General features: G+C 48.9%; 30 protein-coding genes. 24 read left to right on the top strand and 6 right to left on the bottom strand.

Features of this window, described 5'->3' with window-relative positions; all coding sequences use genetic code 11:
• Positions 1–103 precede the first annotated feature (103 nt).
• From G5B47_RS18530 to G5B47_RS18500, 7 genes are all read left to right on the top strand, one after another.
• On the top strand, positions 104–292 hold the full coding sequence (locus G5B47_RS18530; RefSeq protein WP_019913840.1) for a hypothetical protein: 189 nt from the start codon (positions 104–106) through the stop codon (positions 290–292).
• A gap of 305 nt (positions 293–597) precedes the next feature.
• The gene (gene coxB, locus G5B47_RS18525) at positions 598–1,644 is read left to right on the top strand and encodes a cytochrome c oxidase subunit II (protein WP_165101136.1); all 1,047 of its coding nucleotides are present in this window, start codon (positions 598–600) and stop codon (positions 1,642–1,644) included.
• A gap of 120 nt (positions 1,645–1,764) precedes the next feature.
• Positions 1,765–3,603, top strand: a complete 1,839-nt coding sequence (gene ctaD / locus G5B47_RS18520) for a cytochrome c oxidase subunit I (RefSeq protein WP_165101345.1) — start codon at positions 1,765–1,767, stop codon at positions 3,601–3,603.
• Positions 3,604–3,610: 7 nt separating this feature from the next.
• Positions 3,611–4,237 carry a cytochrome (ubi)quinol oxidase subunit III gene (locus G5B47_RS18515; protein WP_165101133.1) on the top strand — a complete coding sequence of 209 codons (627 nt, stop codon included), beginning with the start codon at positions 3,611–3,613 and terminating at the stop codon, positions 4,235–4,237.
• 3 nt (positions 4,238–4,240) lie between these two features.
• Positions 4,241–4,564 (top strand): cytochrome C oxidase subunit IV family protein, encoded by a 324-nt coding sequence (locus G5B47_RS18510; RefSeq protein ID WP_165101130.1) that lies wholly within the window; start codon positions 4,241–4,243, stop codon positions 4,562–4,564.
• Positions 4,565–5,658: 1,094 nt separating this feature from the next.
• Positions 5,659–6,564, top strand: a complete 906-nt coding sequence (ctaG, locus tag G5B47_RS18505) for a cytochrome c oxidase assembly factor CtaG (RefSeq protein ID WP_165101127.1) — start codon at positions 5,659–5,661, stop codon at positions 6,562–6,564.
• A 36-nt stretch (positions 6,565–6,600) separates the two neighbouring features.
• On the top strand, positions 6,601–7,065 hold the full coding sequence (locus G5B47_RS18500) for a DUF420 domain-containing protein (RefSeq protein ID WP_165101124.1): 465 nt from the start codon (positions 6,601–6,603) through the stop codon (positions 7,063–7,065).
• Positions 7,066–7,332: 267 nt separating this feature from the next.
• Here the strand turns inward: G5B47_RS18500 and G5B47_RS18495 are convergent, their stop codons facing one another.
• Together G5B47_RS18495 and G5B47_RS18490 are read right to left on the bottom strand one after the other, a co-directional pair.
• Positions 7,333–7,908, bottom strand: coding sequence for an NAD(P)H-dependent oxidoreductase (locus tag G5B47_RS18495; RefSeq protein ID WP_165101342.1), 576 nt, complete (start codon positions 7,906–7,908; stop codon positions 7,333–7,335).
• A gap of 149 nt (positions 7,909–8,057) precedes the next feature.
• Complete coding sequence (locus G5B47_RS18490) at positions 8,058–8,360, bottom strand: ArsR/SmtB family transcription factor (protein ID WP_165101339.1); 303 nt, start codon at positions 8,358–8,360, stop codon at positions 8,058–8,060.
• Between the two features lie 173 nt (positions 8,361–8,533).
• On the opposite strand from G5B47_RS18490, the gene G5B47_RS18485 reads away from it, so the two are divergent.
• From G5B47_RS18485 to G5B47_RS18465, 5 genes are read left to right on the top strand one after another with little or no spacing between them, the layout of a single operon-like run.
• Complete coding sequence (locus G5B47_RS18485; protein WP_165101121.1) at positions 8,534–9,262, top strand: hypothetical protein; 729 nt, start codon at positions 8,534–8,536, stop codon at positions 9,260–9,262.
• 44 nt (positions 9,263–9,306) lie between these two features.
• Complete coding sequence (locus G5B47_RS18480; protein WP_165101118.1) at positions 9,307–9,714, top strand: GntR family transcriptional regulator; 408 nt, start codon at positions 9,307–9,309, stop codon at positions 9,712–9,714.
• A gap of 3 nt (positions 9,715–9,717) precedes the next feature.
• On the top strand, positions 9,718–10,647 hold the full coding sequence (locus tag G5B47_RS18475; RefSeq protein WP_165101115.1) for an ATP-binding cassette domain-containing protein: 930 nt from the start codon (positions 9,718–9,720) through the stop codon (positions 10,645–10,647).
• A gap of 3 nt (positions 10,648–10,650) precedes the next feature.
• Positions 10,651–11,553 carry an ABC transporter ATP-binding protein gene (locus G5B47_RS18470; protein ID WP_165101113.1) on the top strand — a complete coding sequence of 301 codons (903 nt, stop codon included), beginning with the start codon at positions 10,651–10,653 and terminating at the stop codon, positions 11,551–11,553.
• Complete coding sequence (locus G5B47_RS18465; protein WP_165101110.1) at positions 11,546–12,823, top strand: ABC transporter permease; 1,278 nt, start codon at positions 11,546–11,548, stop codon at positions 12,821–12,823. The genes G5B47_RS18470 and G5B47_RS18465 overlap by 8 nt, the downstream gene beginning before the upstream one ends.
• Positions 12,824–12,936: 113 nt before the next feature.
• Here G5B47_RS18465 and G5B47_RS18460 read toward each other — a convergent pair whose 3' ends face one another.
• The gene (locus G5B47_RS18460) at positions 12,937–14,331 is read right to left on the bottom strand and encodes an aminotransferase-like domain-containing protein (protein WP_165101107.1); all 1,395 of its coding nucleotides are present in this window, start codon (positions 14,329–14,331) and stop codon (positions 12,937–12,939) included.
• A 107-nt stretch (positions 14,332–14,438) separates the two neighbouring features.
• Between G5B47_RS18460 and G5B47_RS18455 the strand changes: the two genes are divergently transcribed.
• The 4 genes from G5B47_RS18455 to G5B47_RS18440 all read left to right on the top strand — a co-directional run bounded on the left by G5B47_RS18455 (position 14,439) and on the right by G5B47_RS18440 (position 17,643).
• Positions 14,439–14,816, top strand: a complete 378-nt coding sequence (locus G5B47_RS18455) for a RidA family protein (RefSeq protein ID WP_165101104.1) — start codon at positions 14,439–14,441, stop codon at positions 14,814–14,816.
• A gap of 21 nt (positions 14,817–14,837) precedes the next feature.
• The gene (locus G5B47_RS18450; RefSeq protein WP_165101101.1) at positions 14,838–15,611 is read left to right on the top strand and encodes a PhzF family phenazine biosynthesis protein; all 774 of its coding nucleotides are present in this window, start codon (positions 14,838–14,840) and stop codon (positions 15,609–15,611) included.
• Between the two features lie 259 nt (positions 15,612–15,870).
• Positions 15,871–17,223 (top strand): RNA-guided endonuclease TnpB family protein, encoded by a 1,353-nt coding sequence (locus G5B47_RS18445; RefSeq protein ID WP_165101099.1) that lies wholly within the window; start codon positions 15,871–15,873, stop codon positions 17,221–17,223.
• A gap of 51 nt (positions 17,224–17,274) precedes the next feature.
• Positions 17,275–17,643, top strand: a complete 369-nt coding sequence (locus tag G5B47_RS18440) for a DMT family transporter (protein ID WP_165101096.1) — start codon at positions 17,275–17,277, stop codon at positions 17,641–17,643.
• 233 nt (positions 17,644–17,876) lie between these two features.
• Here G5B47_RS18440 and G5B47_RS18435 read toward each other — a convergent pair whose 3' ends face one another.
• Positions 17,877–18,671, bottom strand: a complete 795-nt coding sequence (locus G5B47_RS18435; RefSeq protein ID WP_165101093.1) for an SDR family NAD(P)-dependent oxidoreductase — start codon at positions 18,669–18,671, stop codon at positions 17,877–17,879.
• 224 nt (positions 18,672–18,895) lie between these two features.
• Between G5B47_RS18435 and G5B47_RS18430 the strand changes: the two genes are divergently transcribed.
• From G5B47_RS18430 to G5B47_RS18420, 3 genes are all read left to right on the top strand, one after another.
• On the top strand, positions 18,896–19,756 hold the full coding sequence (locus tag G5B47_RS18430; RefSeq protein WP_165101090.1) for a helix-turn-helix transcriptional regulator: 861 nt from the start codon (positions 18,896–18,898) through the stop codon (positions 19,754–19,756).
• 140 nt (positions 19,757–19,896) lie between these two features.
• Positions 19,897–20,202 carry a YciI family protein gene (locus G5B47_RS18425; protein ID WP_165101087.1) on the top strand — a complete coding sequence of 102 codons (306 nt, stop codon included), beginning with the start codon at positions 19,897–19,899 and terminating at the stop codon, positions 20,200–20,202.
• 52 nt (positions 20,203–20,254) lie between these two features.
• Positions 20,255–20,962: an aspartate/glutamate racemase family protein gene (locus G5B47_RS18420; RefSeq protein WP_165101084.1), complete on the top strand. Its 708-nt coding sequence runs from the start codon at positions 20,255–20,257 to the stop codon at positions 20,960–20,962.
• A 43-nt stretch (positions 20,963–21,005) separates the two neighbouring features.
• Here the strand turns inward: G5B47_RS18420 and G5B47_RS18415 are convergent, their stop codons facing one another.
• Both G5B47_RS18415 and G5B47_RS18410 read right to left on the bottom strand, forming a co-directional pair.
• Positions 21,006–21,245, bottom strand: a complete 240-nt coding sequence (locus G5B47_RS18415) for an aldo/keto reductase (protein ID WP_328804578.1) — start codon at positions 21,243–21,245, stop codon at positions 21,006–21,008.
• Positions 21,246–21,306: 61 nt separating this feature from the next.
• On the bottom strand, positions 21,307–21,768 hold the full coding sequence (locus tag G5B47_RS18410; protein WP_165101078.1) for an SRPBCC family protein: 462 nt from the start codon (positions 21,766–21,768) through the stop codon (positions 21,307–21,309).
• Positions 21,769–22,154: 386 nt separating this feature from the next.
• Here G5B47_RS18410 and G5B47_RS18405 point away from each other — a divergent pair, with 386 nt between their 5' ends.
• The 5 genes from G5B47_RS18405 to G5B47_RS18385 are packed head-to-tail and all read left to right on the top strand — an operon-like array spanning position 22,155 to position 26,409.
• The gene (locus tag G5B47_RS18405) at positions 22,155–22,631 is read left to right on the top strand and encodes a PTS system mannose/fructose/N-acetylgalactosamine-transporter subunit IIB (RefSeq protein ID WP_025332966.1); all 477 of its coding nucleotides are present in this window, start codon (positions 22,155–22,157) and stop codon (positions 22,629–22,631) included.
• Between the two features lie 22 nt (positions 22,632–22,653).
• The gene (locus G5B47_RS18400; protein ID WP_025332967.1) at positions 22,654–23,457 is read left to right on the top strand and encodes a PTS mannose/fructose/sorbose/N-acetylgalactosamine transporter subunit IIC; all 804 of its coding nucleotides are present in this window, start codon (positions 22,654–22,656) and stop codon (positions 23,455–23,457) included.
• Positions 23,450–24,268: a PTS system mannose/fructose/sorbose family transporter subunit IID gene (locus G5B47_RS18395; protein ID WP_025332968.1), complete on the top strand. Its 819-nt coding sequence runs from the start codon at positions 23,450–23,452 to the stop codon at positions 24,266–24,268. The genes G5B47_RS18400 and G5B47_RS18395 overlap by 8 nt, the downstream gene beginning before the upstream one ends.
• 31 nt (positions 24,269–24,299) lie before the next feature.
• Positions 24,300–24,722, top strand: a complete 423-nt coding sequence (locus tag G5B47_RS18390; protein ID WP_025332969.1) for a PTS sugar transporter subunit IIA — start codon at positions 24,300–24,302, stop codon at positions 24,720–24,722.
• Position 24,723: 1 nt separating this feature from the next.
• Positions 24,724–26,409, top strand: a complete 1,686-nt coding sequence (locus tag G5B47_RS18385; RefSeq protein ID WP_038595491.1) for an alpha-glucosidase — start codon at positions 24,724–24,726, stop codon at positions 26,407–26,409.
• The last annotated feature ends 60 nt before the right edge of the window (positions 26,410–26,469 follow it).

The raw sequence follows: 26,469 nt of genomic DNA, 5'->3' as shown, positions 1-26,469 counted from the left end.
GGCATTTGCGAGCGCCCTTGCATTTCGAAGTTATGGCGGACTTTTCATCATGCATTCTCTACAACGGAGCATTCATTTTCAATGTTTTGGGAGGGAACTGATCATGGCAAGTAAAGGTCACAACGAAGTCAAGGAAAGTCTGCGGGAAATGACACGTATTTTCCGGCCCAAGGATCCGAAGAAATTCGTCAAAGAGTATGTCCGTAAATACCGGATAACGGGAGGCTATGAGGAAGAACTCACCATGGTTGTGGAGCATGAGCTCGTCAGAATGAATTCGTCAGTCTCTTAACCGTTCAACTTATCATTCCGAAAGGATTTTATAAACCGTGATTTGCGAATGCCGCAAAGAACGGTTTTTTTGTGTCGTCACACAAAGTTCCTGGATTCATAACCCGATCAAAACAAACCTTACTACTAATAATAACGCTTACAGAAACCGATTGCAAATGTTGATTTGACAAGCTTTTTTCTTATTTTGAAATAGATGTGAACGATTGACAAAACAGACCCTGAAAATTATATTAATAGTGATTGTTATAATTGACAGCGCAGGATAAGTGACCTAATTGAAATCGGAAAAAGCGGGGTTGATCTATGATGAGAACATGGCTCTCTGCAAGGCGGCTTCTTCCCCTGATCGCGGTGTTCGGAACGGTTCTCGCCGGCTGCGGCCGGGAAGACCTCTCGGTTCTAAGGCCTCAAGGTCCGGCCGCCGAAAGCTCTCTGGGACTCATGAAGCTTGCGATTTCCATCATGATTGTCGTGCTGCTGATCGTTTTTTTTATCGCGGCTTATGTCTTGATCCGTTTCCGCCGCAAGCCTGGGCAGGATGAAATTCCGGAGCAGATCGAGGGCAGCTTCAAGCTGGAAGTACTCTGGACGGTCATTCCGCTCATTCTCGTTATTGTGCTGGCGGTTCCGACGGTGAGGACGGTGTTCGCCCTGGGCGACAATCATTCAGGCGACAAGAACGCGATTAAAGTCAAAGTGACAGGCCACCAGTATTGGTGGGAATTTGAATACCCCGATTTCGGCATCAAGACGGCGCAGGATCTCGTTATTCCCGCAGGCAGGAACATTGCCTTTGAACTGACGACAAACGATGTGCTCCATTCCTTCTGGGTCCCCTCTCTATCCGGCAAAATCGACACCAATCCGACCGGAGCAACTAACCGGTTCAGCTTCAGCGCGCCAAAGGAAGGCGTATACCGCGGCAAATGCGCCGAGCTGTGTGGACCTTCCCACGGATTCATGGAATTCAAAGTGAAAGCGGTTAGCAATGATGAATTTAAGCAGTGGATCGAGGCGCAGCAAGCGCCCGCGGTGCTTCCCGAAGATCCGGCGCTCGCCCAGACCTTTAAGGATCAGTGCCTGAAATGCCACGCGGTCGGCGATCAGGGGCTGGCGGTAGGGCCGAATCTGACCGGAATTGGTTCCCGCGAATCGGTGGCCGGCATTCTGCTCAATGACGATACCCGTCAGGACGGCGCTCCCGTGGAGGAGAATCTTAAGACGTGGCTGCATGACACGCAAGGCGTAAAACCGGGCAACCGAATGCCTGACCCCAGCAAGGATATGGGCCTGACGGACGATGAAATCGACCGGATCGCCGAGTATCTGGCCAGCTATAAACTGAACTAGTTACGTAAGCCCTTACCAAGCGATACATTTGAAAAGGGGGTACGAACCTTGGCTCAAGCAGCGCATACCTTGGATCAACCGAAGCCTCTGGGGCATGGCGTCAAGCGGTATACCGGGCTGATGGACTGGATTACGACCGTCGACCACAAAAAAATCGCCATTCTGTATCTTTGGGCCGGCGGATTATTTTTCGGCATCGGCGGAATTGAAGCGCTCCTGATCCGGTGGCAGCTCATTAAGCCCATGAATGATTTTGTCGACGCCCAGACCTTCAACGAGCTGATTACGATGCACGGCACGACAATGATTTTCCTCGGCGTCATGCCGATTATCTTCGCGCTGATGAACGCGGTTATTCCGCTGCAGATCGGCGCACGCGACGTCGCTTTTCCTTTTCTGAACGCGCTGGGCTTCTGGACGTTCCTGTTCGGCGGCCTGCTGCTGAACCTCAGCTGGGTTATGGGCGGAGCGCCTGACGCGGGTTGGACGTCCTACACGCCGCTCTCTACATCGGCTTATAGCGGAACGCACGGCGTCGATTTTTACACGATCGGCCTGCAAATTGCCGGCCTGGGTACCCTGATCGGCGGCATTAACTTTCTGGCGACCATCATCACAATGCGCGCGCCGGGCATGTCGTACATGCGGATGCCGATGTTTGCCTGGACGACGTTTATTACGTCCGCCATTATTCTGTTCGCTTTTCCCGCGATTACTGTCGGCCTGGTGCTGCTGACCTTCGACCGGATTCTCGGCGCGAATTTCTTCGAGCCCGGAGCGGGCGGCAGCCCTGTGCTCTGGCAGCATATTTTCTGGATCTTCGGCCATCCCGAAGTCTACATTCTCATTCTCCCGGCCTTCGGCATCATCTCCGAGGTCATTCCGACCTTTGCCCGCAAGCGGCTGTTCGGCTACAGCTCCATGGTGTTCGCGACGATTCTGATCGCCTTCCTCGGCTTCATGGTGTGGGCGCATCATATGTTTACGACGGGTCTTGGCCCGGTGGCGAACGCGCTCTTTGCCGTATCGACGATGCTGATCGCCGTCCCGACAGGGATCAAAATATTCAACTGGCTGTTCACGCTGTGGGGCGGATCGGTGCGTTTTACCACACCCAATCTGTTCGCATCCGGCTTTATTCCGACATTCACCATGGGCGGCGTAACCGGCGTTATGCTGGCGTCCGCGCCTGCGGATTTCCAGTTCCATGATACGTATTTCGTTGTAGCGCATTTTCACTATGTGATTGTCGGCGGCCTGGTGATGGGCCTGTTCGCGGGGCTGCATTACTGGTGGCCGAAGATGTTCGGGCGCATTCTGAATGAGACCTTGGGAAAATGGACCTTCTGGACGTTCATCATCGGCTTTCATCTGACCTTTTTCGTCCAGCATTTTCTCGGCCTTATGGGCATGCAGCGCCGGGTGTTCACCTACCTGCCGAACCAGCATTTCGACACGCTGAACCTGGTCAGTACGATCGGGGCCGGGCTGATGGGGATCGGCACGCTGATTTTTCTGGCCAATATTGTGATCACATCAAGAAAGCCTCCGGATGCGAAGGACGATCCCTGGGAGGACGGACGCACGCTGGAATGGAGCATTCCATCGCCGCCGCCGGAATACAATTTCAAGCAGACGCCGCTTGTGCGCGGGCTTGACGCTCTTTGGAAGGAGAAGATGGCGGGGAACAAGGGAATGACGCCGGCCGAGCCGGTCGGATCGATTCATATGCCTTCGGCGACCCCGCTGCCGTTCATCATGTCGGTGGGCATCTTTATCGCCGGGTTCGGCTTTATGTTCAGCCGCGATGATTTCGGAAGCGGATTCGTGAGCTTTTTGTTCAATAACTATATTGTGACCGGACTGGGTCTGCTGATTACGTTTGGATCGATGCTGCTGCGCTCGCTGGTAGACGATCACGGCTGGCATATCGAGCCGGAAGAGCTGGAAGGAAGGTGAACCGGGTATGACAACTTCGCATGCAGAACCTGTCCACGGCGGCCTGCCGCATGAACCGGAAAAAGCGACCGCCGAAGGCCGCAACAAAGTCCTTGCCTTCTGGCTGTTTCTCGGCGGCGAGGCCGTGCTCTTCGGCACCTTGTTCGCCACCTTCCTGGCGCTGCGGGGGCAGACCAACGAAGGCCCTACGGCCAATGAGCTGTTCCATCTCCCGCTCGTTGCGGCGGCGACCTTTTTCCTGCTTATCAGCAGTCTGACCAGCGTCTTCGCTATCCAGGCGATGCATCGGAACCGTCCGGCGCTGCTCCGGAATTGGCTGCTCGTCACCGTAGTGCTCGGCCTATGCTTTCTGGGCCTGGAAATTTATGAGTTTAGCGAGTATGTAAGGCATGAACAATTCGGCATGACCACAAGCGCATTCAGCTCGGCGTTCTATACCTTGGTCGGGTTCCACGGCGCACACGTCGCTTTCGGTATTTTGTGGATTTCGCTGCTGATCGGCCAGTTGGCCTATAAGGGCTTGACTGTAGTGACCGCGCCCAAAATCTACGTATCCGCCATGTATTGGCATTTTATCGACGTGGTGTGGGTCTTCATCTTTACGGTTGTCTATCTGCTTGGAAAGGTGGGCTAGACTATGACTGCTGAACAGCAAACCCGGGATAGCGGCGTGAAGCGCCGTCACCGTCAGGAAGGTCCCCAGAAGCATGTTATGATCTTCGTTCTTTCGGCTGTGCTGACGCTCATCGCGTTTGCGGCGGTGGCGGCCGGAGACGTTAACCCGGTCTTTGCAGTCATTCTTCTGCTGGTCATGGCCGTGATGCAGGTCTTTGTGCAGATGGGCTACTGGATGCATTTGAAGGATAAGGGGCATATGATGCCGATTATTTTCATGCTGGGCGGTTTCCTGATTGCCGGAACGTGCATTATTATGGCCTTGTACTGGGTCTGGTGGGATTAGCGGGGAAAAGGGGCGGGCCGCGGGCCTGCCTTTTTTCGGAATGGAGCTCTGTCCGGATTCTATTGTCAAAGGGGCTGAGCTAGCTTGTGATGGCGGGGGCCTCCGCTGGGGGAGACTCTTGAAACTTGTTCTATGGGAAAAGCCAGTTCCTAACCAGAGCTAAGGGACTTTGCTGAATCTGCAGGAGCCGGTAGGGACCATAGTTCGCGAAAGCCTGAGCGATAACGCGATGACGCGAAAACGGTCGTTCGGTTCAGCTGAACGGGAAATTCTCCGTCTTAATTGAGGGGAATGGGCCGGAATTGTGGATTATGGCGGAAAACCTCCGGTTTAATTCACCAGAAACTGAAGTTTTGGCCGTTTTCACTTGAATGAGAGGGAGGAATTCCAGTTTAATGGCGGAAATCGTTCGGAAAGGCGAAATAAGCAGGAGGTTTTCCCTGATATTCGAAAGCAGCTTCGGGAATGAGGTCCGCAGCCGCGGCAGAGGTAGGTTGGTATACTGTGCATACAGGAGAGTAGTGGCAGAGTTAGCAGATATGCAGTTACGGGTGGTGCTGGTGTGCTGTGCATACGGGAGAGTCGTGGCAGGGTTAGCAGGAATGCAGTCACGGATGGAGCGAGTGTGCTACGGATTCGGCGAGCGGCGGTCAGGTAGGCTAGTATGCTGTGCATACAGGAGAGTAGTGGCAGAGAGTTAGTGGGTTTGTAGTCACGGATGGAGCGAGTGTGCTACGGATTCGGCGAGCGGCGGTCAGGTAGGTTGGTATACTGTGCATACAGGAGAGTAGTGGCAGAGTTAGCGGATATGCAGTTACGGGTGGTGCTGGTGTGCTGTGCATACGGGAGAGCCTGGCAGATGTAGTGGATTTGTAGTTACGGATGGAGCTGGTATGCTGCACATTCAGGAGCGGTGCGAGGTAGGCTGGTGTACTGCGTAGTCGCGGCAGAGTAGCGGGTTTACAGTTACGGATGGAGCAGGAATGCTGCGCAAACGGCGAGCGCCCGCTAACCCATGCAATGGCTTCGGGTATCCGCCAGCGCCGGAACAGGCGATTCATTGACGTACATCCTAACGCGGGGAGGCTTGAACGATGCTCGGACTGAATGCATTCAGCTTGGCCGATATATGGAGCCCGCTATTTCTAGCGGGGATGCTGGTGGCGGTCTCGGGTTATTTTGTGCTGATCGGCCCCATGTCCGGCCGGTTCGGGATGGCGGCTCCGGCGGTTCCAAGGCAGCGGATCTTCTTCGTCACCGGGATGGCGGCGCTCTATTTGGCTCAGGGCGGGCCGGTCAGTCTGCTGGGCCATCTCATGTTCTCTTTTCACATGCTCAGCATGGCGCTGTCCTATTATGTCGCTGTCCCGCTCATCATGCTTGGTATTCCGGCGGAGCTGTGGCGAGCCGCTCTTAAAGTCAATCCCTTCGGGCGGCTGGCCTTTCTGGCCCATCCGGTCACAGCGGCGCTGCTGTTCAATGGCCTGTTCTCCCTGTATCATATCCCGGCGGTCCATGATTATGTGATGCTGCATTTTGCCGTTCACCGGCTGTATTACGCCGCTTTGTTCGTCGCTTCGGCGCTGATGTGGTGGACGCTGATCCGTCCGCTGCCGGAAGGGGATCGCTGGAACGGGCTAGCCAAGACGGGATTCATCTTCCTTAATATGGTGCTGCTGACGCCCGCGTGCGGGCTGATTATTTTTGCCGACAAGCCGCTTTATGCGACGTACAGCGACCCGGATGCCTGGGCCAGAGCGATGGGCTACTGCGTTTCGGGCGGCGGCGCTGCGCTGCTGCGGTCTTTTGGCGGACCGGCGTTCTTTGAAGTGTTGTCCCCGAGAGTAGATCAGCAGGTCGGCGGCATTGGGATGAAATTCATTCAGGAAGTTATTTTTGCCTCCATGCTTGCTTCTGTGTTCTATCACTGGTATAAAAAAGAGAACAGGCAGGACGACGACGAGCTTCCGGACTCTTCCGGGGTGAAAGCCGCGAACTGACCTGTGCATCTGCCGGTGAGGTCTAGGAGGACGGACATGGATATATTTACAGTGTTTCCAACGATCAGCACATCTTTCATCGTCATCAGCGCGGTGCTTGTGGCTATCGGCTGGGGGCTTATCATTAAAGGTAAGCGCGAGGCACATAAGAAGACGATGATTGCCGCTGCAGTGTTTGCGGTGCTGTTCTTTCTTGTGTATGCGTCGAGAACGGTATTTGTAGGCAACACGTCATGGGGCGGACCGGAAAGCCTGTCGGGGCTGTATCATGTGTTTCTCATTTTTCATATCGTGCTCGCATCTGTCGCTGCCGTATTCGGCATCACCACGCTGACGCTGGGCTTTAAAGAAAAGTACGCCAAGCACCGCAGATGGGGAAGAGTCACCTCTGTGATCTGGTTCATCACAGCCATAACGGGCGTGGCGGTTTATGTGCTGCTGTATTTGATTTATCCGGGTGGGCATACGAAGCCGGTGTGGCAAGTGATTATGGGCGCGTAAAGGCGTCCGTCAATAAATAGTTAACAAAAAATCGCCGCTCTATCCGTTTGGAGGATTAGAGCGGCGATTTAGATTTGCCGATCAAACAGGGCGGTTAACAGCCGATTGATTTATCGGAAGCAGGCCGCCCATGCCGCTATCGGGGTTAGGTTACCCGTACAGCTATCGCGGCGCCGGTCCTTCACGGCCGCTGGCCCCTTCCGGCTCTCCTGTCTACTGCAGACAGAATGGGGCCGGCGCGTTATCTCCGGGATACGCGGCTTTCGGTTAACCCCGCTTGCGGGAGAGGGCAAGCTGTCCCTCTACATAGTCGGCGTAATCCGCCGCATACTTCTCGAGCTGTTCGTCGGTCACTTCGCGAATTCCGCCCACAACAAAGGGCGAAAGGTAGATCATTCCGGCCAGGTTGGCGGTCTGCTGGAACGGCCGCAGCAGCTCGCTGTAAGAATAATTATGAAAGCCTCCGGCTTGGTACATATTCTCTGCGCCGCCCGAAGAGGTGGCAATGAGGAGTTCCTTGCCATTCAGCTTATCGCCGCCTCTGCCGTGCGCGAAGCCGAGCTCAAATACTTCATCCATCCATTTCTTCAGCAAGGAAGGCGAGCTGTACCAGAACAACGGGAATTGAAACACGATACGGTCATGAGTCGTGAGCAGCGCCTGCTCGTGGGCGACGTCGATCTTTTCGTCCGGATAAGTCTCGTACAGCCGGTGAATGGTAACTCTGCCTCTTCGTTCAAGCTCGGCCGCGAGCCTTTTGTTAATCCGGGATGACTCCAAATCCGGATGCGCAACGATAACGAGTGTTGCAGCGCTGCCGGACGGGGTGGAAGGGTTGGATATAGGGAACAGCTCCTTTTTTTGGGTGTTGACAATTCGGGAAATGTCGATATTTTGGATAAAGATAAAAAGATTTAGTTACAAATCTCGAATTATCGATTTATTTTGTATATAAAAACTGAATTCAACGGTTTGAATCCAGTCCTTATGATTTAAAGGTCGTGCTGAATGTAGGAAGCAACTTCTTTGATTGCCTCTTCATCTCTTCTATAATATGTCCATTTGCCCAGCCGAGTCGCATGTACGAGTCCCGCCCGCTGCAGAACGGATAAATATTGAGATGTAGTCGATTGGGTCATATTCAGTTTCGATGTAATCTGGCTGACGCATACCCCAACCTCGATAAGATCTACGCCTCCCTGGGGTCCAAAATGGGCTTTAGGATCTTTCAACCAATCCAAGATTTGAAGACGCGCTTCATTAGACAGTGCCTTGAATACTTCAATGGGGTCAATTGGCTTCATGTAAACCATTATATCGACGTTTTGCGATATGTCAACGGCTGTAGCTGCGCCAGGAAGAAATTTCAATCCAATCATTGACAATGGAAAAATAAGGACATATACTGTGTATATAGATATATACAGTAATCACACATAATCACTTGATTAAAGCGAGGTTAACCTTCATGCAGACATTGAAAGATTCCTGGTTTATGATCCGGGGGGATTTGCGGGACGACAAAATAAGGCTGATGTTCACCGCTTTGTTCACTATCGTCGTTATGTCCTATCTGGGGGGGCTGGTGGGATTGCTCGTCAATGAATCGGCGGAGACCCATCAGCGAAGCGTTTTGGCCGACTATTTGCTGCTGGCTATGATTCCGTTCCTCGGCTATGCGTATTCCCGCCGTGCGATGAAGTATTGGAGCGCGGATTCTTACACGAAAATGCTGGCGTACCTGCGAAGCCTGCCCGTCCCGGTAAATGCCGTCATGTGCAAAAGAAAGCTGCAATCCATCATATGCTTCGCGCTGAACGGCGTATTGTTCTTCGGACTGGTCTACGCGCTTGCCGGGCATCTCAGAGCTTTCATTTCTCCGCTTGGGTATATAGTGTTTTCCTTTACCTGGATCGGCTATGGATTGGCAGTAACGGGTTTGTTCATTTTTATAGAGTTTCTATACAGCGGCAAAGCCTATTTCTGGCTCCTACTGCTGATCATGCTGGGTTCCTTTGGAGTGGCTATGCTGGTCAATTTTACCGGAGGCAACCTGCTGTTCTACAGCCTCGCCTGCTCGAAGGAGTGGGGGCTGCTGTCTCCCCTGATGTGGGGAACGCTGCTTACGGGTACAGTGTCCATGCAACTGTTCTCCAGATGGACGATTCACAGATTGAAGAGCCGGGACCTCGTATGATGGCGGGAGACAGATGGGCCGGCGGGCGGAAGGCGGTGTGAGCATTGTGGATTCCTATACAAATTGATGACAAAAGCCCCGAGCCGCTGTACCACCAGATTGAAACGCAGCTTCGGTCGCTGATTATCAGCGGAAATCTTGCGGAAGGGACACTGCTGCCCTCGATAAGGGAATTTGCGGGGGATTTAAAATGCAGCGTCATTACAGTCCGCCGGGTGTACCAGGATCTGGAGGGCGAGGGATTGCTGCGGACGCGGCAGGGAACCGGAACCTTTGTCTCCCATGTCGGAGACGGGGCGAGAGAGGAATTCAGGCGGGAGACGGTCCGCAAAGCGCTGGAGTCGGCGGTGGATGCCGGGCGTTCCGTTCAATTCGGCGTGGAGGAGCTGGAGGAGCTTTTTCAGGAAATTGTAAAGCGCAAATACGGGGAAGAGGACAAAAAGGGGGAGTGAGGCATGGTTCGACTGGCGGTGGAGATGCGGAATGTGATCAAGAAAAGACGCTCCAAAACGATTGGACCGATCAACCTGGAGCTGCCGGAGGGGCATATCATTGCGCTGGTGGGGCAGAACGGTTCGGGAAAAAGCACGCTTCTGAGCATGCTGCTGAAGCTGGCGCTTCCGGAAGAAGGGACCATAAGCTGGTTCGGGAATAGCGCCGAAGGCGAGCTCCCGATGGAAATCCGGCGGGGTATCGGGTATGTGCCGGAATCGCCAATCCATGAGGAGAGCCACTGGACGCCGGAGGAGGCCGCCTGCTTTCGCAGAAGGTGGTACCCGGACTGGAATCCGGCGTATTTTGAGGCGCTGCTGGACCAATTCGAAGTGCCGCGGGGAGTAAGGCTCGGCAAAATGTCCAAAGGCGAGCGCCGGAAATTCGAAATCGCCGCCGTTCTTGCCGCCGGCCCGAAGCTGCTCCTGCTCGACGAGCCTTCGTCGGGGCTGGACCCTTTTGCCTGGAAGATCATGATCGAGACGTTCCAGCGCTATATGGATGAGCGGCAGGCCACGATCGTCATCTCCACGCATATTGTAGAGGAGGTGCGCCGGCTGGCCGACTACATCGTCCTGCTGCATAAGGGGGAGCTGCTCGGCATGGCCGAAAAAGACGCGCTGCTCGGCGCATGGAGCGAAGTTTGGGTAAGCGCGGCGGATGAAACGGAACTCGCGGAGCTTGCGGCTGAGCTTCCGGAGGCGCTGGAGCTGAAGATGCAGACCCCGGGCATGGCAAGGGTGATTACCTCGCGGATGCAAGATTTGGAGAAACGCTTTTCAGATTTGGGCGTAAAGATGATCAAGAAACGCAGCCTGGATTTGGAAGAGATTTTGAGTTTGTGGACCATGGGACACCGTCCCGAACTTACCGATTCAATGAGAGGAGATTAGAGAATGGAAGCACTAAAGCTGGAAAGGGTAGTTAAGCAGTACGGCGACAAAACCGCGGTGAACGGAATTAGCCTCAGGGTGGAGCGGGGAGAGATCTACGGTCTGCTCGGGGCCAACGGCGCGGGCAAGACGACGACGATGCGTATGGTGCTTGGCCTGATTTATCCTGACGAGGGGGATATCCGGTATAACGGCAAGCCTTTCAGCAGCGAGCTTCAGGCCATCATGGGCTATCTCCCCGAAGAGCGGGGGCTGTATCCGAAAGTAAAGGTCAGCGAGCAGATTAACTATCTGGCGCGTCTGCGAGGAATGTCCGCAAGCGACGCCGACAAGAGCCTGCGGTACTGGCTGGACCGCTTTGACGTGCCGGACTACTATAACAAGAAAATCGAGGAGCTCTCTAAAGGCAATCAGCAAAAAATGGGCTTCATCGCCGCCGTTGTACATAAGCCGCAGATCCTCATTCTCGACGAAGCCTTCAGCGGCCTCGATCCGGTCAACGTCGAACTGCTCAAAGATACGGTCAGAGAGCTTCGCGACCAGGGAACGAGCATCTTGTTCTCCACGCACCGGATGGAGCATGTCGAGGAGCTGTGCCGCCATATTACGATTCTGGACCGCTCCAATACGGTCGTGCAGGGCGACCTTCGCGAGATCAAGCAGGGCTATCCGCGGGAAGAGGTGCTGCTGCGGACGCCTGGCGAGGTGACCGGGCTTGACGCCATTCCGGGCGTGACCGCAGTGGAACGCCAGGAGCGGGGCTATCTCGTTCGCATTACCGAGATCGGCGCCGCCCAGCGCATTCTGAAAGCGGCGCTGGAGCAGGGAGAAGTGGAGCATTTTGAAATCAAGGAACCGACGTTAAACCAAATCTTTATCAGAGCGGTGGGTGAGTCTCATGAATAAAATGGGCACGATTATCGGATTCACGTTCAAGAACAAAGTGAGAAACAAGTCCTTCCTGATTACCACACTGATTATGGTAATTCTGCTTAGCATCGGAATGAATATCCCTTATTTGATTAAAGTATTCAAAGGCGAGGACGGAAACGGCGCTCAAAGCTCGGGCGTTCACATCGCGGTCATTGCGGAGAACGGCAGCGCCGCCTCGCAGCTGCTGCAGGCTTACGCCAAGCAGCCGGGTGTGGACGCGACCGTCACCCCGTATCCCGCCGCCGATGACGCCGGCTTGAAACAGGCGCTTTCGGACGGCAAAGTGGACGGATATCTCACCTACACGGAGCAGAGCGGATCGGGACTAGGATCAGTCGTCTTCCATTCAACGGACGATAGTGCCAAAACCAAGAGCTTCCTGCAGTCTGCGCTTCAGCAGGTTAACGCGCAGCTGATCGCGGGCGACCGGCTGACGCCGCAGCAGATCGCGGCCATGAACGCGCCGGTGCCGCTTGGCACTGAGAAAATCAGCGCGGACGGGGAAGCGGCTCAGGATAAATCGCATCCGTTAATCAACTATGTCATTGTTTACGTCATGCTGATCCTGTTCTTTATGTCGATTATGATGACCGGCAATATGATCGCAGCGGAGGTCACCTCGGAGAAAAGCTCGCGCATCATGGAGATTCTGATTACCAGCGCCGCGCCGCTCGCGCAAATGTTCGGTAAGGTCATCGGCATATTCCTGGTCGGCCTGCTGCAAATCGCCATTATCGCGGCCGCCATCGCCGCCAACCTGATGCTGCCGCATAATTCGGGCGTTCTGCAGGATTTCAATCTCGACCTTGGACAGCTCAGCGTCAGCCTGCTGGTGTACGGAATCGTTCTCTATATTCTCGGCTACTTCATGTTCGCCCTGATGTACGCCGCCGTCGGCTCCATCGTCAGCCGCACCGAGGACCTCGGGCAGGCTGCGATGCCGGTCATGATGCTCGGCTTCGTGAACTTCTACGTTCCGCTGTTCAGCATCTCGACCCCGAACACCCTGCTGATCAAAGTTACCAGCCTTATTCCGTTCACGTCGCCCCTCAGCATGCTGCTCCGGATCGGCGTCGGCGATGTGGCCGCATGGGAAATTATCCTGTCGCTCCTGCTTCTGCTCGTTACCATCTTCGGCCTCGGCTGGCTGGCCGCGAAAATTTACCGCACCGGCGTGCTGATGTACGGCAAGCGCCCGAGCATCAAGGAGCTGCGCAAGGCGATGAAGGCTTATAAGATTTAAAATAGTTTGAGACAATTAAGAACCCTTGATACGTCAAAAACACTGATGTATCAGGGGTTTTATATATTGGTGAACAGAGTATGCCGGAGCGCTGAGTTCTTCGTCGTCTTTGTTCATGTTTCCAGATATTCTTTTAAAATGGATAATCCTTTTTCAAGTTTGCTCATACTACCTGCATCAGAAAGAGAGACTCGAAGGAATTGTTTATCCGCTTGATTTCTGACAATAAATCGGTCTGAGTGATAGACTCTGATACCAGCTTGTTCTAATTCTTTTTCCACATGGAAGGAAGGTTTGGTGTTTGGAATCGGCAGCCAGCGATAAAAACAATACGGTGTTGTTGGAGGAGGACATTCTGGAAAATACCGTTTAAAAATTGCACCTGCTTTTGCAGCAAGTTCACGCTTTTTTTCCACAATAGCATAGGCATTTCCATTCAAAATTAATTCTGTAATAATCTCTGCATCTAATGAAGAAGTCTTGATATTGGTATTGAATAGACCGTGTAATATTTTTTTGCGGAAATTCTCGGCGAATGCTAGATAAGCGATACGCATACCACTACAAAGAGTTTTGCTCATACTGCTTATATAGAGAGTCTGCTCCGGAACCAAACTGAACAACGGTATGGTTTCATAATTCTTTAGTCCAGAAATCATGGATGCGAAAATTTCATCTTCAATTAAAATCAGTTTGTGGCGCCTGATGACCTCGGCCAGTTCCTGTTTTCTGGACAATGAAATTTGAATGGTGGTCGGGTTTGCACAGCTTGGCATTAGATAAATACCGTTAATTTTCATCTGCTTACACTGTAGTTCCAATAAATCAGCCCGCATTCCATTTTGATCTCCGGAAATAGGTACTAATTGAATGTTTAATAGTTTAGCCAGTTCAATAAAATTGGAGTAGGTATATTCATCTGTGGCAATTTTATCTCCTGGCTCGAATAAGGAAATAAGTGCAACAGTTAATGTGTTTTGTGCACCAGAGAAAATGGCAGCGTGGTTGCTGTCAACATGGACACCCATTTGTTCCAGCCAGCGGATTGCGGCAGCCAGTTGGTGGGGATGGCCAGTCGGATGTGAGTATTCATAAAGATTGTTTAGATAACCTTTTTCTACGACTGATTTTGTTGCCTGCACCACCAGTTCATTGTATTGTTCGAAACCGCTTACCATGCCCATCTCAATACAACGGGGAGAAAGGTCAGCACCGGTAATTGTAATGGATTCATTTACGTGGGGGGAAACAAATGTACCTCTACCCGTTGTACCGTAAATCAGCCCCTTTTTTTTACAGAGATTATACGCACGTGTAATGGTTGTAAAGTTTAAGTCAAGATAATCCGCAAGTTCACGTTGTGGCGGCAGTTTGGTTCCAGGAGCCAGACTGCCATTTTTTATATCAGATTCCAGCTGATCTGCTAAAGACGTGAAATATGGTTGTTTCATAAGAGATTTATCCGGTTTCCAAGACATTGGGAAATTGTCGAATGAATTAATTGGCATAGCGTTACCTCCAACAACATTGTAATACATACAATTGATTTATTGTATGCATGATAACATGATTATATAATGAATGCGAATTAAAAATTGTATGGAGGAGGATGGAAATGCAAAAAATTACTACAAAAGAAGCACCGGCAGTTATCGGCCCCTACTCGCAGGCATATGCAGCTGGTAATTTCCTTTTTACTTCCGGACAAAGCGGACTTAACCCTCAAGATGGGACGGTCGTTAGAGGCGGAATTGAAGCTCAAGCGGAGCAAACGATGAAAAACCTCGGTGAATTGTTTAAGGAAGCTGGAATAGATTACACAAAAGTAGTTAAAACGACGTGCTTTCTGACCGATATGTCTGACTTTGCTGCTTTTAATGCGGTTTATGAAAAGTATTTTACTGAGAAACCGGCCAGAAGCTGTGTAGCCGTTAAATCCCTTCCTCTTGGCATATTGTGTGAGGTAGAAGCTATTGCCTATTTAGGAGAATGATTAGAAGGGGAGGATAAACTAATGAAACAATATGTAGTTGATGCTTTTACAGATAAAGTTTTTGGAGGCAATCCTGCAGCGGTATGTGTTTTGGATGAATGGCTTCCGGACGAGCTGATGCTGAAAATCACTGCTGAAAATAATCTTTCCGAAACAGCTTTTACAGTGAAAGAAGGAGATCATTACCGGCTCAGATGGTTTACACCGGGTGGGGAAATTGATCTTTGCGGCCATGCAACATTGGCAACAGCTTATGTTATTGTTAACTATTATGAAGAAAATGTGGAGAGAATCACGTTTCAGACAATGAGCGGGGAACTTGTTGTATTAAATAAAGATGATATATTTGAAATGGACTTTCCTTCATATGATTTAAAGCAGGTGGATGTGACGGATGAAATGGCAGAGGCCATTGGTATAAGGCCGCTAGAGGCATATATGGGCAGAGACCTGGTTTGTATTCTGGAAACAGAAGAACAAGTCCGCAACATAACTCCTGACCAGGATAAGGTAAATAAACTGGATGGACTTTTATTGCATGTTACAGCTGAAGGACAAGATTATGACTGTGTATCCAGATCATTTGCACCAAAATGCAATGTACCTGAAGATCCTGTATGCGGCAGTGGGCACTGCCATATCATTCCGTTGTGGGCAGACCGGTTAAATAATAAATCACTGGTTGCTTATCAAGCATCAGCTCGTGGAGGAGTCCTATATTGTGATTATGAAGGACCACGTACGAAATTAAGCGGAAAGGCCGCTTTATATTCCATAGCAGAGCTATATATTTAAATTCTAAAAATGACAAAGGATTTAAACAATGAAAAAAGGAATTTTCTTATTAGTTGTAGCTACTTTTTTTTGGGCGGGCAACTATATTTGTGGTCGTTATTTAGGTTCAGCGTTACCAGCAACGTTATTGAACAGATTTAGTATCGCAGTCCTCCACCTCTAAGCCAACAGCGAAGGTGGGGGTTAGACATGTCTGCTTAACAAACATATGTTCTTATGTTATGCTAGATCCATCAAACTTGCGATGGAGGCGTATCTCATGAAGGTGGTCAAAACACTCAAACATCCGATTACGTCTCACCACCGCATGCTAGATGCGACTCTTCATGTGTATCAAGAGGCGCTGTCGTTCTTGATTACGGTCATTCAAGAGCAGTTTATGGTCTTGGAATCGTTATCCACCCAAGCGGTGGTGACGGCGGTAGAACGGCTGATTCACCGTACCAAGCACAATCCGAATCCGCTCTACGCCGAATTCGATCAACGCTTCTATAAGTTTCCTTCGTACTTCCGCAGAAGTGCCATTGCCGAAGCGTTTGGCATTATGAAAAGCCATCATTCCCGTTTTCAGCTTTGGCAAGCCGAGCGGCAATACGCCCAGCAAGAAGGGAAACGCTTTTCGAAGAAACCGCCGACACTCCAAGCTCAGCATCAGGCATTCCCTTGCTTGTACAAAGGCAATATGTTCATTCGAACCTCCGATCGGGCAGCCAACATCAAAGTATTTCATCAAGGCGATTGGGTCTGGCTCCCCATTACCTTTAAAGGGCAAGACCTATTCAAACGTAACGTATGGAGCATGAAAGAATGCAACCCCACATTAGTCCGAAAAGGAAAACGCTATGCCCTTCATATCGCCTATGAAGGGGATGTGAAGTTGACTCAGCCGGAACGTTCCAAGCAGCGGGTGTGTGCCGTTGATTTAGGATTAACAAATTCCGCAGTCTGTTCCGTGATGGACGCTAACGGCACTGTCTTGGCGAGGACCTTTATCAACCAAGCCAAAGAGAAAGACCGGATGCGCCAAATCACAGGCAAACTAAAACAGGCCCAGCGTCAATCCGGTATAGGCATAAAACCGAATTTCTGGCGGCGGATGAACGGCTTACAGACGCATATCGTCCACGATACCGCGCATCAAATCCTCGCCTTTGCCCAAAAGCACAGCGCAGATGTCATTGTCATGGAGTATTTAGGGAAGATGCGTCTGCCTAAAGGAACATGGGGAGCCAAGCGGCTTCGTGCCAAACTCCAGTTTTGGGCCAAGCGGCGCATCCAAACGAAAGTGGCCGAAATGGCGCATTTCTTGGGAATGCGGGTTTCCATGGTCAACCCTGCAAATACAAGTGCGCTTGCTTTTGATGGCAGTGGATTTGTAAAACGAAACACGAAGCGTGATGTTGCTGTATTCGCAACAGGCAAAACGTACCATGCGGACCTTAATGCCTCGTATAACATCGGCGCACGGTACGTGTTACGCAGTATACACAAAGCCACATCTGAAAAGATGTGGTTGTCCTTGGAGGCAAAAGACCCTTCATTGGCAAAACGAACGTATTGGACGTTGGCTTCCCTCATTCGGGTGCAACAGGCATTGAGTCTTCAAACATGAAGCTCGTAGCGTGTGCAACCCTGTATCGATGCCAACAGAAGCCCCCACTTCATGCGTAAGCTAAGTGGGGGAGAGTTCACTACAATACGCTGGGCAATTTCAACCATTATACTTTGGGGATTCCTAGCTATTAATAAAAAACAACTTCCCATCTTTTTGAGATGGAAGGAATTTATGATATTAGGATTCTTAGGTATATTCGCCTTTTTGACCTTGAATTATTTGGGATTAAGATCCATTAGTGCATCACAAGCAGGAATGATCTCAGCTGGTATTCCAATTACCATCTTGGTCTTCACCCCATTTTTTCTTGAAGAAAAAATTAAAAGGGTATTCGGATTTTGTGGTGGAATGAGCGAAAGCCGAAATCCAATATTTCAAGAAAATGGTTGCGGGAAAAATGGTTTTCTAAACGGATAAGAAGATTGAATGCCTAATGAAACGAGAACTGAAAATGATCCTTACCTGTGGGGATTTTTTAGGAAGAATCCCCCTTTTTTTGGGGCGGTACTTATGTAGCTTATACCACCGAAATACTGTAAGGAATGATCAACACTCGGTATCCGCACCCCTAATGTAAAAAAGCCCTACATCCATTTTGAGGACATAGGGCTGTGTGGTTCTTATTGGATTAACATTGTAGATCCATAGGATCACGCCCTTGCACCACCGTCAACCGGTAGTACGACTCCTGTCACATAGGAGGCACGATCGCTCAGGAGCCAAGCAGCCGCCTGCGCCACCTCATTCGGATCGGCTGCGCGTCTAAGAGGTGTAATGGAGTTAAGTTTTTCGAGAATTGTAGGATCTTGAGAAACCCATCTCTGGATCATCTCGGTCATGGTGGTGCCAGGTGCAACAGCATTTACGCGAATGCCCATAGGTCCGTACTCAATAGCGGCAGTTTCGGTGAGACTATTGACCGCCCGTTTGGCTGCTCCGTACGCAGCAAGACCCGGATTGCCTCTAAAGCTACCGACGCTGCTGTTATTGACAATAGCTCCGGAACCGGCAGTGCTGAGGATAGCCTTGATTTCGGCAATCATCGATAACCAGACTCCCTTGTAGTTCACGGAGTGGATGAGGTCGAAGTTTTCTTCCTTGTCATCAATCATCGGTGATAAGCCGATGGCAATACCAGCGTTATTGAATGCGATATCGAGGCGGCCATGCCGCTCCACCGTCGTCTGGACCGCCTGTTCGATACTTTTCGCGTCTGCAAGATCGGCTATAACGTAGTCGGCACTTCCGCCTTCCGCCGTAATTTCATCCACTACTTTGCGCAGTTCCGATTCCGTTCTCGCGACAAGCGTCACTGTGGCTCCCTCCAGCGCGAACAGCTTGGCTGCGGCGGCGCCGATTCCCCGGCTGGCACCTGTAATCAGTGCCACCTTATTGGCCAGCAATTGTCCCGTGGCGTTTGAGTTATTGGGATGTATTGTTATCATATGAATTCTCCTTTTTGCCGTATTGTTAGATGTATCAGTGTTACCGCATTATTGATGTTTTATTTGTCATTTTTGAAGGAAATGTCGGTCCGTCCATTTATCCCCCCCCATGCTTCTTGTTAGATTGATTCACTTGCTACGCATGAGTATACTTATTAAAAAATCTTAAGACTAGAGGTTGCTTAATCATAGGTTTCTGAGTACTAGGATGAGGAGGGGTTGAGATGAACGATAGCGAGCGTCGCTCTGCTCTCGGTGATTTTTTACGTAAACGGAGGGCTTGCCTTTCTCCTAATGATGTTGGATTACCACTTGGCACTCGCCGCCGAACACATGGGTTACGGCGCGAAGAAGTAGCACAGCTTGCAAATATCGGCACCTCTTGGTACATGTGGTTGGAGCAAGGACGTGATGTCCATCCCTCGGTGCAAGTGCTGGAAAGTCTTGCTTTGGCTCTCAGACTCAGTCCCAATGAACGCCGTCATCTTTTTCTTCTCGCCGGAGAATCGCTGCCTCCTCACTTGTTTCCTCCCGAAGAAATTATCGAACCAGCACTCCAAAGGATGTTAGATGACCTCAATCTGACTCCTGCATATGTCTTAGGAAGACGGTGGGACTTTCTGGCATGGAATAAAGCTGCAAATGAGGTTTTCTCTATTTCCCAACCGTCGCCGCCTCATGATTTCAATTTAATCTGGCGTCTTTTCACCAGCCCAGCAAGGAAGGAACGCTTTCGAGATTGGGAACAGCTCGCACGGGGGGTAGTAGCGGAGTTCCATACTGCAAGAGCTCGCTATGTTGAAAACTCGTCGTTCGAGGGATTAATCGAAGATCTTAAACGGGAAAGTCCTGAGTTTAACCAGTTATGGCCTCTTCATGAAGTTCCCAGTTCTCTTGAAGGAAATAAAGAAATGGAACATCCTATAATGGGACACTTGGAGTTTGAGCATATTACCCTCCAAGCCCCCAATGATCCCGATATAAGAGTGATGATTTACACGCCTCTCACAGTAACAAGGGTAAAACTGGAAAGATATCTGTCAACGGTATCAGGAACCACTGTTCTCGATCTCCATAATTGTTAGGGATAGGTACAATGCTGGAATTATAATCCCAATTCCCACCACAAAATCCGAATACCCAATTAAAACAAAAGCATGGATAGGAGCAATCATTCAATAGTCTACGTTAAATTGATTTATTTAGGGAAAGGGAGATTTGAATCATGCAATACATTATTACAGCTTATGATGGCACTGATGAAAATGCAATGGAAAGAAGATTAATGGCAAGGGAAGAACATTTAAAATCGGTAGAAAGTAGATTTAAAGAAGGACAGCATTTGTATGGTGGAGCTATCCTTGATGATGCAGGGAAAATGATAGGCTCAATGATGGTAGTGGACTATTCATCGAGAGAAGAACTGGATAATTGGCTGAAAATTGAACCTTATGTCGTCGGAAATGTATGGAAGAAAATAGAAATACAACCTTGTAGAGTGGCACCTATATTTATGAAACTTTATGAATGAAGAAATATACAAAAGTATGAAATGTAAAAATATCTGATAAGGGACTGATAGGATGAAAAAGGTTGGAATTGTTGGAGGTACGGGACCAGAATCAACAGTAGATTATTACCAATCCATAATTTCTAAATTTCAAGAAAAGATAGGTAGTAAAGAAGAATTACCGGAACTCTTTATTAACAGCATTAATATGTATAAGATGTTTAATTTGCTTATGAATGGACAGACACAAGAGTTAATTAATTACTTAACGGATGCCATTCAAAAATTAGAAAGTGTTGGGGCTGATTTTGTGGTGTTTACTGGTAACACACCGCATATTGTTTTTGAACAAGTTCAAGAAAAAGTCCAAGTACCTATGATAAGCATTGTAGAAGAAACCTATTTAAAAGCACAAGAATTGAGCTTAGAAAAGATAGGTCTTATAGGTACTAAGTTTACGATGGAAAATGATTTTTTCAAACAACCATTTGTTTCTCATAACATAGAGATGGTAGTACCGAATCAATCGGAACAGGAATACATTCATAGAAAAATTGTTGAAGAATTAGAAAATGGCATCGTGAACAACGATACAAAAAAAGGTTTTTTAAATATCATTGAACAAATGACAGATAGAGACGGTATACAAGCGATCATATTGGGTTGCACAGAACTCCCTATGTTAATCAAAAATGAGGATTTAAATATTCATTCATTAAATACAGCAGAAATTCACATTAATAAGATTATGGATACCATTTTTATGGACACAACTCGTTGACCTTTAGGGTGCTTTTATGAAGTTACTAAAGTCTAATTCTCACTTACAACACCGAGAAATTAGACTTTTTATATTTGAGCTTGAATCCGAATACCCCTTCTTGATCAAGATCGTCCTGATTCAGTCGACCTGTGAGCAATCCGCGGGAAAGGGGGCTGTAAGCAACAAAACCGATGCCCAATTCTTGCAAAGTCGGCAATATCGTGTTTTCTACAGCTCTAGCCATAAGCGAATATTCCGATTGAACGGCCGTCAATGGATGAACGCTGTCAAATTCGCTCATTCCCATACAGCCTATCCAATGGCAGAGATAGTTGGCCCTTATGTTCCCAAGGTTCTTTTTTTCATAAGAGAAGCTCCTTTGCCTTAATATTAGTGCTTCCGTTCTCTTCCATCAGAGTTTTTAATACGTGCAGGTTATTGTTTACTTCACGTTGTATATTCCCTTTTAGCAGCTTAAGCAGAATACCGCTGGCACCGGAAGGCTTCATGATGACATGATTGGCAAGTAAGGTTTTATTTTCAAATGTTTTGAGCTCATATTTAGATTCGTAATCAAATCTGCCGCCGGCTGCTTGCAAATGGAGGAATTGGTCTGTCCGAGCCTCAATGACCGTAATGGTTTCTATTTCTTGCGAGTGGACTAAATCTCTTGTCAATCTATAGGTATCTTTACGATCTCCCGTCGGCTCTACGGTCATGACAGCATAATTCCAAGATGAAAAGTTCTCCACATTTCTTAAAAATTCATAAACCCGTGCCACAGTGCAGTCAATGATTAACTCATTGCTAAATGAAAGTTCCATTGTTAACTCCTCCTTTGCTCGTGCCAAGCTCTTCTTTTGAAAATATGTAAATAAAATTAGATGACACATCATTTATTTAGAATAGATGATGTATCATCTATTGTCAAGAACAAATCTGCAATCTGACTGCGACCGTTTCCCGGTATTCTACCGGGGAGCGGTCGTTTCGTTTGCCCCTGATTCGTCAGAAATACTGATGGGTCAGGGGTTTTCTATTTGCGTCCGCCCGTGTGGAGGACAGTGGGAATTTTCCCTTACATCTGATACTTTTCCCGGTTTAATAAGCGCTTTCCTAACTTCCTCCAAACGTATTGTTAGCGTTTTCTCATGGTGATATCCTCTGTTCATGGCCATAAAGAAAACACTTACAAAAGGAGATTAGAGATATGGGTATCGTACTGGCGCGAATTGATCAACGTTTGATTCATGGAATTGTGGTAACGCAGTGGGCAGGACATACAAGAGCCAAACGGCTGATGGTCGTGGATGATGTTGTAAGTCAGGATGAAGTCCAAAAAACGGCGATGCGCATGAGCAAGCCTGCCGGAACCGGGATGTCGATCATTGATACGGATACGGCCATTACCAACTTCAATGCCGGAAAATATGACGATCATAATGTTTTGCTGGTTGTCCGGGAGCCTGAAACGCTGTTGAAGCTTGCTGCGGGCGGCGTTCAAATTCCGAAAGTTAATGTCGGGATCATCTTTGACGGCGAAGGCAAAACAACGGTTAAGAAGATGGTTTCTGTCAATGAAAAAGAAGTAGCCGATCTCAAAGCATTAAAAGAAAAAGGAATTCCGGTCACCTTTCACTTTGTGCCGGGAGATGCAGAAGAACCACTGGAAACCTATATCAAATAACCAAGCAGGAAGAGGATAAAACATGGAGATTATACAAGCGATACTCATTGTTGCATTAGCTTTCTGGATGGTTCTGGACCAGCAGGGTTTTGTTATCACTACCTGGTTCCCATCCATTATCGGAATGATTGCCGGAGTTATTATGGGCGATGTCCCTACGGCCATGGTCATAGCCGGGACTTTCCAATTAATGGCCCTGGGGGTAGCCAATATAGGCGGGTCCTCGGTACCCAATTACGGTCTTGCGACGCTTGTCGGGATTTATGTAGCCCTCCGCACAACCGGTGATATTGAAAATGCGAAAGCCATTGCCTTGGCGGTCGGGGTGCCTGTCGGAATGCTTGGTATTCAATTGGATGTTCTGGGCAAGATCCTCAATTCCTATGTGTCTCATGCGGCTCAAAAAGCGCTGAACGAAGGAAAATTCGCCAAAATGAACCGTATTTTCTGGATTGGGCCCCTTATTTTTGGTTTAACCACAGCGATTCCCACCTTACTTTGTGTAATCTTCGGAGATAAGATCGTGAAGGTGCTGCTGGATGTTGTTCCGAAATGGTTTACAGACGGATTATCCATAGCCGGGTCCATGCTGCCGGTAGTCGGGATTGCCTTGTTGCTTCAGTTTATGCCAGTGAAGAAGTACCTGACGATGCTCTTGATTGGCTTTGTGATTTCCGCGTATCTGGGCTTGCCGATTCTGGGAATTGCCATTTTAGGCTTCGCCTTTGCCTATTATTTCTTCACCCAAAAAATAAATAGTACACCTGCGGCGGCGGCGGCGGGGAACGGCAATACCTCAGTTGAAGGAGACGAATTCGATGAGTAACACAGAACCGGCAACAAATCAGGTAACGAAAAGAGACATTCGGTCAGCAGCCATCCGGTATATGTTCATGGCTTGTAACACCTTTAATTACGAGAACCAGCAGGCTCCGGCGGTAGTGTTTGGACTGAACAAGGTTTTACGCAAAATCTATAAAAAAGATGAGGATTATAAAGCATCTTTAAATAATCATTTCAACTACTTCAATACCACGACCTGGATGGCCAATCTCCTCCTGGGAGCCTCGGTGGCGATGGAGCAGAAGGATGGCATCCAATCGAAGGAAGCGGTTCAAGCTTTTAAAACAGGGATGATGGGACCGCTTGCCGGTGTTGGAGACACGCTTATTTGGGTACTGTACCCGACCATCATGGGGTCAATTGCCGGATATATGGGGTTACAGGGAAATCCGACAGGTGCGATTATTTGGTTGCTGCTCAACATCGTCTTTTTCTTTTTCCGTATTAAATTGTTCGACGTGGGCCACACCTCCGGCTTGAAATTAATCACTGCCCTGGGCGACAGATTAAATGTTTTTACTGAAGCCGCCTCCATCATGGGGTTAACGGTAGTTGGCGCATTAATTCCAGCCGTTGTCAAAATGAATGTTCAGCTTAAATATCAAACGGGAGAAGTCACGCTACCCATTCAAACCGAAATTCTGGACAAGATTATGCCGGCGCTGCTGCCTGCGGTATTAACCATTATCGTCTATAAGTTGATCGGATCGAAGAAGATCGGCCTTACAAGCATCATATTTTTGATTATTGGTTTAGCATTAGTCTGCTCTTACCTTGGAATTCTGGGCGTTTAATTGATAAAGAAAGAGGAAGGAATCGAAGTCTATGCGAAAAATAATCATAGCCAGCCACGATCGAATGGCAGAAGGCGTAAAAGACACTTTGAATTATATCACTAAAGGTATCGGTAATGTTCATGCCCTCTCAGCATACCTGACCAACACACCGGTTAAGGAAGAAGTCAAGGGATTACTGGAGGATGTAGGGGAAGATGATGAAGTAGTGGTATTCACGGACCTGCTCGGGGGATCGGTGAACCAGGCATTTGCAGCGTATTTAAGCCGTCCGCATTTTCATATTATCGCGGGAATCAATCTGCCGGTTATCATTGCGGTACTGGTGCAGCCGGAGGATGAATATTTAACGGCGGATCAAATTCTGTTTGCCGTGAATGAAGCCAGACAGCAGTTAGTATATGTGAATGATTTTGTCGCCAATATGCCAAAAGATGATGAAGATGATGAATAATATGGCGAACGAAAAAGATTGGTGGAAGAAAAGTGTCGTTTATCAGGTTTATCCGCAAAGCTTTAAAGATACGACCGGGAGCGGCATAGGCGATTTAAACGGAATCATTGAAAAGCTCCCGTATTTGGCGGATTTGGGCATCAGCGTGATCTGGCTGAATCCGATTTATCAATCGCCGCTGGTGGATAACGGGTATGACATTGCAGATTACTACAAGATTAATCCCGAATATGGGACAATGGATGATTTTAAACGGCTGTTGGATCAAGCGCATCGCTTGGATATCAAGATTATTATGGACCTGGTGGTTAATCATACAAGCGATCAGCATGAATGGTTCAAGAAGTCTTGTGAATCCCGCGACAATGAATTTTCAGATTTTTACATTTGGAAAGATCCGAAAGAGGATGGAAGCGCGCCGACGAATTGGGGCTCGACTTTTGGCGGTCCGGCCTGGGAGTATGTCGAAAGCCGCGGACAATATTATCTGCATCTGTTTGCTAAAGAACAGCCGGATTTGAACTGGGAGAATCCCAAGGTTCGTGAAACGATTTATGATATGATGAAGTTCTGGTTTGAGACGGGAATTGACGGTTTCCGGATGGATGTCATCAGTTTAATCAGTAAACGTCAGGATTGGCCGGATGCGCCGGATGACGCGATCTATACCAAGTCTTATTATATCGGCGCCTCCAACGGGCCGCGCGTTCACGAATTTCTCCATGAAATGAATCAAGAGGTATTGAGTAAATATAATATTATGACCGTGGGCGAGACAGCCAATACCAATAGTGACCAAGCGGTTTTATACACAGACCCGGATCGCAAAGAATTAAATATGGTCTTCCATTTCGATCACATGCACCTGGACTACGGACCCTACGGAAAGTTCTCGGACATTCGTTTCAAGCTGAGTGATTTACGGGACGTTATGACGGAGTGGCAGGACAAATTGGAAGGCAGGGGGTGGAACTCCCTTTATTGGAGCAATCATGATCAGCCGCGTGCGGTTACCCGCTTTGGGAACGACACAACCTATCGGGTAGAATCTGCAAAAATGCTGGGAACACTCCTTCATATGATGAAAGGCACGCCTTATATTTATCAGGGAGAAGAGCTGGGAATGCGCAATGTCCGCTTTGCTTCTTTTGATCAGTATAAGGATATTGAAACCTATTGTATGAAGGAAGAATTTGAGGAAAAAGGACTTCCGGAAGCGTACATCAAAGAGTCCATCTTCTTGAAGTCACGTGATAATGCGCGCACACCGATGCCATGGAATGGATCGGATAATTATGGATTTACAAGCGGAACACCGTGGATTGATTTCAGCCCGGATAACGACTGGATCAACGTGGAGGATTGCATGGCCGATCCAAACTCGGTGTATTACCATTACAAGGAACTGATCCGTCTACGGAAAGAGCTGCCGGTCGTGGTTGACGGAATCTATGAGCTGATTAATCCGACGGATTCCGCTGTCTACGGGTATACGCGTACTCTGGATCAGCAGAAACTAGTCGTCATCTGCTCCTTCTCCGAGAGCAAAGTCAATTATAAATTGCCTGAGGAGCTGAAGCACTCATCCGGCAGACTGTTATTATCCAATTATCCGGATACCCGGAAAGAGCTGGGCAATCTGGAGCTTCGCCCGTATGAAGCGGTAATTTATTATATTGAAGAATGAAGAACTGACAAAAGGATTAGACTAGTGGAGCATCTCCTCTCACTAGTCTTTTTTTGCAGT

It is taken from the genome of Paenibacillus apii, assembly GCF_011043685.1.
In the GTDB taxonomy this organism is placed as follows: Bacteria; Bacillota; Bacilli; order Paenibacillales; family Paenibacillaceae; genus Paenibacillus_AQ; species Paenibacillus_AQ sabinae.
This window is presented reverse-complemented; position numbering and strand designations above follow the sequence as displayed.